At 68.4% G+C, this 6,682-nt stretch carries 6 protein-coding genes; 1 reads left to right on the top strand and 5 read right to left on the bottom strand.

Annotated elements, in window-relative coordinates:
• Both G6016_RS10020 and scpC read right to left on the bottom strand, forming a co-directional pair.
• The coding region (locus G6016_RS10020) for an acyclic terpene utilization AtuA family protein (protein ID WP_182632523.1) at positions 1-552 on the bottom strand (552 nt) is incomplete at its 3' end.
• A gap of 34 nt (positions 553-586) precedes the next feature.
• Positions 587-2,134 carry a succinyl-CoA:acetate CoA-transferase ScpC gene (scpC, locus tag G6016_RS10015; protein ID WP_182632522.1) on the bottom strand — a complete coding sequence of 516 codons (1,548 nt, stop codon included), beginning with the start codon at positions 2,132-2,134 and terminating at the stop codon, positions 587-589.
• Between the two features lie 207 nt (positions 2,135-2,341).
• Here scpC and G6016_RS10010 point away from each other — a divergent pair, with 207 nt between their 5' ends.
• Positions 2,342-2,848 carry a MarR family winged helix-turn-helix transcriptional regulator gene (locus tag G6016_RS10010; protein ID WP_182632521.1) on the top strand — a complete coding sequence of 169 codons (507 nt, stop codon included), beginning with the start codon at positions 2,342-2,344 and terminating at the stop codon, positions 2,846-2,848.
• Positions 2,849-3,015: 167 nt separating this feature from the next.
• Here the strand turns inward: G6016_RS10010 and G6016_RS10005 are convergent, their stop codons facing one another.
• The 3 genes from G6016_RS10005 to mmsB all read right to left on the bottom strand — a co-directional run bounded on the left by G6016_RS10005 (position 3,016) and on the right by mmsB (position 6,682).
• Positions 3,016-4,410 carry an MFS transporter gene (locus G6016_RS10005; protein WP_182632520.1) on the bottom strand — a complete coding sequence of 465 codons (1,395 nt, stop codon included), beginning with the start codon at positions 4,408-4,410 and terminating at the stop codon, positions 3,016-3,018.
• 483 nt (positions 4,411-4,893) lie between these two features.
• Positions 4,894-5,757 carry a helix-turn-helix transcriptional regulator gene (locus G6016_RS10000; protein WP_182632519.1) on the bottom strand — a complete coding sequence of 288 codons (864 nt, stop codon included), beginning with the start codon at positions 5,755-5,757 and terminating at the stop codon, positions 4,894-4,896.
• Between the two features lie 28 nt (positions 5,758-5,785).
• On the bottom strand, positions 5,786-6,682 hold the full coding sequence (gene mmsB / locus G6016_RS09995) for a 3-hydroxyisobutyrate dehydrogenase (protein ID WP_182632518.1): 897 nt from the start codon (positions 6,680-6,682) through the stop codon (positions 5,786-5,788).

Genomic DNA, 6,682 nt, shown 5'->3' with positions numbered 1-6,682 from the left:
GACGACGACGGCACCATCAGCCAGAGCGCGGGCGATCCCGAACGCCCCGTGCCGCACGGTCGCCACGTCGACCTCACCGAGTCCGAGTTCCGATGCCCGGTCCGTCACCTCCCCGGATACGACGCAGGCCACCGGTAGATCGATGCCGGACTCGCGGGCCAGTGCCCGCAACTCATGGGCGAGGCCCTCCGGGTCAAGGGCTCCGGCATTCGTGACGACGCGAACGCCGGTGTTGTCGTCGTCCCCGGATTTTCCCGGACCACCACCGACGTTGCCCGCCCCACCCCGGTTCCCACCGGCCCCGCCGCGCGTTCCCCCGACGGCGCCGAGCAGGTCCAGGCACTCCCGAAGTTGGACCACCGCGGTGCGCTCATACCCGGGGCCGCCGTCGGCGCGCTGCGCGGCTAGATCCAACATCGCCTCATCCGAGAGCATGTCCAGCGCCACGACGTCGAGGGTCGAGGCGGCGAGGAACTCGGCGGTCGCGGTGGCCCGGTCGGCCCGGGAGGCGGAGATGTTTCCGATCCGCAGGGGGCGCGTGCTGGTCGTCATCGATCCTCCGGTGCGTCTCGGGTGGCGTCAGGTCCTACTCCAGCATGCTTCCAGTCGCGGCGAGACGGATGTGGAATGACAGGGCCTCTTCGAGGATATGCGGAGTGTTGCCCGCGTTCGGCCGTGCGGTCGCCCGATCGAGATAGTCGTGCAGCAGCGGACGGAACGCCGGATCGGCGCAGCGGTCCACGATCACCCGCGCGCGCTTGCGGGGGCTCAGGCCGCGCAGGTCCGCCAGGCCGTGCTCGGTGACGATGACCTGCACGTCATGCTCGGTGTGATCCACGTGCGGCACCATTGGCACGATCGACGACACCGCGCCGCCCCTCGCCGTGGACGGCGACAGGAACATGGACACGTACCCGTTGCGGGTGAAATCGCCCGAACCACCGATGCCGTTCATGATGCGTGTGCCGCCGATGTGGGTGGAGTTGACGTTGCCGTAGATGTCGGCCTCGAGCATGCCGTTCATGCCGACGATCCCCAGGCGGCGGACGATCTCCGGATGATTGCTGATCTCCTGCGGGCGCAGCGTCACATGCTCGCGGTAGAGGTCGATGTTGTCCACCAACTCGGCCAGGCCCGCGCGCGAGAGCGCCAACGACGTGGCCGAGGCGTGGGTGACCGTGCCCCGTCGGATCAGCTCCAGCATCGAGTCCTGGATGACCTCCGAGTAGCAGGTCAGGTTGGTGAATGGGCCGTCCGCCAGGCCGGCGAGCACCGCGTTGGCGACATTGCCGATCCCCGCCTGCAGCGGCAGCAGACCATCGGCCGGCATGCGCCCGCACTCGACCTCGTGCCGGAAGAACTCCACCACGTGGCCGGCGATGGCCTGGCTGATGGCGTCGGGCACGGTGACCGCGGTCTCCGAGTCCTGCTCGTTCGTGGGCACCACGGCCACGACCTTCGCCGGGTCCACCTCGAGGTGGGGCTGGCCGATCCGGTCGGCCGGCCCCGTCATCATGATGGGCCGACGATCCGGCGGCAGCGCGGTGCCGTAGTAGACGTCGTGCATGCCCTCGACCTCGAGCGGAACCCACGAGTTGACCTCGAGGATCACCGCGTCGGCCACCTCGAGCCAGGTCTTGTTGTTGCCCACCGACATCGAGGGGATGAGCTTTCCGTCCTCGGTGATCGCGGCGACCTCGACCACGGCGACATCCACCTTGCCGTAGTTGCCCTCCCACACCTGCTGGGCCACGTGCGACAGGTGGATGTCCACGTAGTCCATCCGGCCGTCGTTGATCTTGCCGCGGGCGGTGGGTTCGCTCTGGTACGGCATCCGCAGGGCCACGCCGTCGACCTCGGCGAGCAGCGACTCCGCCTCGCTCGCCACCGACGCGCCGGTGAGCAGGTTGACGCTCAGCTCTCCGCCGTCCGCACGCACCCGGCGGATGCGGTCGGCCAGCGCCGGTGCGAACGCCTTGGGCGTCCCCGCGCTGGCGAAGCCACTGATCGCGACGGTGTCGCCGTGCCGGATGCGGGCCACCGCGGACGCGGCGTCCGTGACCAGGTCCCGGAAATACGGGTGGCGGACGCGGGCGGGGTCGACGACGGCACCCGGCTGGACGGTGTTGGTCATCAGCCGAGCCTATCGCCGGTTCGCGGCGGCCCCGAACTGCGAGAACTCCGGCTACCCCTCAAGTGGTGGACCCACTCACGGGGCCGGAGCCGCGGGCCTTCTCTCAGCGCCTGGTATCGGCCCCGTTCGCCCCGCCTGACCGAATTCACCTGCGCTGACCGGTAGAATCGGCAGATCAACCGACCACCGTGGCCCCAGGAGTGAACCTTGTCCCCCAGGACCGCACCGATCCCCGATCGCATCGACCAGGCGCGCGCCAACTGGGAACGCGAGGGATGGGTCGACGCCGCTCAGGGTATGACCGTGGTGACGTCGGTGATGCGGGCGCATCAGATCCTGCTGGCCCGCGTCGAGGAGACCCTGCGTCCCTGGAACCTGTCGTTCCCCCGCTATGAATTGCTGCGCCTTCTCGCGTTCTCCCGCTCCGGCGCCATGCCCATCACCAAGGCCTCTGAACGACTGCAGGTCCACGTCACGAGCGTCACCAGCGCGATGAAGCGCCTCATCGACGCCGGGCTGGTCGAACGTCGCCCGCACCCGACGGATGGCCGGACCACCCTGGTCGAGATCACCGAGGCCGGCCGCGAGGTCGTCGCACAGGCTACCGACGCACTCAACTCCGGCGTCTTTGCCGATCCGGGCATCGACGAGTCTGACCAGGTGGCACTCATCGACGCCATCGCGTCCCTGCGGCGCACCGCCGGCGACTTCTGACCCGCCACCTCGTCTCCACGTCCGGTCACCCCTTCTCCCGCCACACGGCGGAGGTGCTGGCACACCATCCCGTCGTACAGACGACACCGCGCCCGGCCCCCTCTCGGGTGGGGCCGGGCGCGGCTGCTGTGGGGAGGTGCGGCCCATCAGGGCCTGCGGTCACCTGATCAGGGAACCTCGGTGGCGATGGTCGAGTCGGTGCCCTCAACATCTGCGAGCACCTTGTTCTTGCTCGACTCGGACATCGCGAGCACGCACATCATCGACATGGCCGACAGCAGCGAGAGCATGATGCCGATTCCGAGGGTGTTGCCGGCGGCGGCCATCGCGGCGGCGGCCAGCGGGGGCAGCGCGCCACCGAGGATGCCGGCGAGGTTGTAGCCCAGTCCGGCACCGGTGTAGCGGTAGCGAGCTTGGAACAGCTCGGGCAGCAGCGCACCAGCCGGGCCGTAGGCGATGCCGAAGATGATCAGCGTGACGAACAGAGCCAAGGCGAACGAGAAGGTCGATCCCATGTCGAGGACGGGGAACACGACCAGGGCCCAGACGATCGCCAGTGCGACCGAGGTGCCGATGACCTTCTTGCGGCCGATGCGGTCCGAGTACATCGCCGACAGGGCGATGGCGCCACCGAAGACCACTGCCGCGACCATGCCCATGGCGAGCATAAACGGGCGGGTGTGCCCGAGGCTGGCACCGTAGCTGGTGAAGAACGACGTGCCCATGTAGAACAGCGAGAACAGCGAGGTCAGCGCGCCACCGGCGATCAGGATCTCCTTCCACTGATGGCGGATGGCATCAGCGAAGGGCAGGGTCTTGGGCCCGGTGGTCTTGGCGGCGATGTCGCGGTCCTTCTTGAACACCGGGGTCTCTTCGACAGAGACGCGGATCCAGAGGCCGATGAGCACCAGGACGGCGGACAGCAGGAACGGGACGCGCCAGCCGTACTGCATGAAGGCACTGTCGGTACCGGCGTCGTTACCGGCGACCAGCGCGAAGATGAGGAACGTTCCGGAGGAGAGGAAGAACGCGAACGCGACGCCCAGCTGCGGCCACATGGCCATCAGGCCACGCTTGCCCTCGGGGGCGTACTCAGCGGTGAGCAGGGTTGCACCGGCCCACTCGCCACCAACCGCGAAGCCCTGGAAGAACCGGCACGCCACGAGCAGGGTGGGCGCGAGGATACCGATGCCGTTCTCGAACGCGCCGAACGCGCCGGTCTCGTACCCGGGCAGCAACCCGATGAACACGGTTGCCACACCCATGATCATGAGCGTCCACACCAGCGTGCGCTTGCGGCCGATACGGTCGCCGAAGTGGCCGAAGACCGCGGCGCCGACGGGGCGGGCGAAGAACGCCACGGCGAAGGTCGCGAACGACGACAGCGTGGCCGTCGCCGCGCTCTGCTCGGGAAAGAACAGGGTCGGGAACACCAGGGCGGCGGCGGTGCCGTAGATGAAGAAGTCGTACCACTCGATGGTGGTGCCGATCGACGAGGCCGCTGCGACCCGGGTGAGCGAGGTCTTCTTCTGTGCCGGTGCGGTGTTCGATGCGGATGGCATCGCGCCCCCTACCGGTGAGTTCGTGGCTGTCAAGACAACTCCAGTCTTCTCAGTGTCGCCGGGTGGTGAACCTGCGGCGCTGGCAATAGTTAACGACGGGTAAACGTCGATGCCGAAGAAGTTATGTGAGTCATGCCACACCCCGATACACCCGAAAGTGGATGCGCAGTGATCCGGGCCACACCGACACCCGCGGAACGACTGTGGACGGCAGTGGATCCTCCCCGGTCACAGCGGGATTCGCGGCGACGAGCAACTCGACCTCACTCCCCGACTTTCGCTACCCCCTGCTCGCGCGCTCAGGTGCTCGCGCGCTCAGGTGCTCGCGTGCTCAGGTGCTCGCGCGCTTCGCTGACGGTCACCCCGCAACGACAAGAGCGTTCCGCACACGTTTCCCGAAAGGGAGGTGTGCGAAACGCTCTGATCGATGGGGCGGGCGGCCGGCAACCGGGCCAGGCCAGGTCAGACCAGGGCCGAGGCAGGTCAGGGAAGGATCCCCAGCAGGCGGGCGCGGGCTACGGACTCCATCCGCGAACGCGTATCCAGCTTGGTGCCGATGTTGCGCAGGTAGGCCTTGATCGTCTCCGGTGACAGCGACAGTCGAGAGCCGACCTCCGCGTTGGAGCAGCCCAGCGCCACCTGGGCGAGGACGTCGATCTCACGCGGCGACAGGACGGGCTTCTCGGCGACCGGGATGTCGCGGGCGTCGGCGGTCCGGCCGACGCCCGCGAGTGCGGACCCGGCCTGGAGGAGCCGGTCACGCAACGCGGGGTCGCCAAGTTCCGCGGCGATGGCCCGGAGTTCGCCGTGCAGCATCCGGAGCTGCTCACGGTCCGTCGACTCCAACCCCGCGCCCTGCTCGGCGGCCGCGAGATCGGCCATCCGGAGGCGACGGTCCACCTCGTCGCGGACCCGGAATTCCGACGACAACTCGGACGCGACCGAGGTGAAGATCCGCGCGACCTGATCCCCCAATTGGGTGGCCTCGCGCACCGAGCCGTACAGGATCGTCCTGGCCACGCCGGAGACCATCACCGGAACAGAGATGATGGCCCGGAGTCCTTCGGGGCGCACCGCGAGCGCGTAATCGCGGGTGATGCCGTCGCAGTCGCGATAGTCGCGGACCGACGCCGGACGGCCGGAGGCCATGACGTGACCGCCCAGCCCACGGCCCTTCGCCACAGCCAGTCCCTGCATGGAACTGGTACGCGCGCCGATGAACTGCGTGAGCTTGGCGGTCTCGCCGTTGGCCTCGCCAGCGAACACCATCGGCAACCCGGACTCCTGCCGGACCTTGCGAAGGGCCCCGAGGACTGCGTCCGAATCACTGGGTCGAAGGGTGGACATTGTGTGACTCCCGAGAGTGGAGATGTGTTCAGTTCCCCGCCGAAGCGCGGATACTGGTGATTATCGCACTGAAATCCTTGTCGCCATTGTCTTGCGCGAACTCGTCGTACAGTGCTGCCGCCGCAGCTCCCAGCGGGGCGACCGTGCCCGTGCTCTCCAGAGCCGCCAGGGCGAGCCCGAGGTCCTTGTTCATGAGAGCCGTGGCGAAACCGGGCGTGAAGTCGTTGTTCGCCGGCGACGTGGGCACCGGGCCCGGGACCGGACAGTTGGTGTGCAGGGCCCAGCTGTTGCCGGTCGCGCCGGTGACGACATCGTGCAGTGCCTGATGCGAGAGCCCGAGCCGCTCGGCGAGGACGAACGCCTCCCCGATCGCGATCTGGTGGACCGCGAGCACCATGTTGTTGCAGACCTTGGCCGCCTGCCCGGCACCGGTGCCACCGCAGTGGATGACCTTGCCGGCCATCGGCTCGAGTACGGGCTCGGCCGCGGCGAAGGCCTCGTCCTCGCCGCCGACCATGAAGGCCAGCGTCCCGGCGGTGGCGCCCTTGACCCCGCCGGAGACCGGAGCGTCGACCTGCAGCATCCCGGCGTCAACCGCCTGGGCGTGCACCGCACGTGCGTCGTCGACCGAGATCGTGGACGAGTCGATGAACAACGTCCCCTTCCCTGCCGAGGGCAGCACCTCGGAGTAGGTGGAGGTGACCAGCGCGCCGTTGGGCAGCATCGTGATGACCACCGATGCCCCCTCGACGGCCTGCGCCGCCGACTCGCACACCGTGACACCGGCCTGCTGTGCGGCCTCCTGGGCAGCCTCGACCGGGTCGAAACCCCGGACCTCGTTGCCCGCCTTGACCAGGTTGGCAGCCATGGGTCCACCCATGTTGCCGAGGCCGAGGAACGCTATCGCCTGTGAACCGTTCGTCAT

The organism is Dietzia aerolata (assembly GCF_014144865.1).
Taxonomy (GTDB): domain Bacteria; phylum Actinomycetota; class Actinomycetes; order Mycobacteriales; family Mycobacteriaceae; genus Dietzia; species Dietzia aerolata.
Note: the sequence above shows the minus strand (reverse complement) of the source record. Positions and strands in the feature narration are given on the sequence as shown.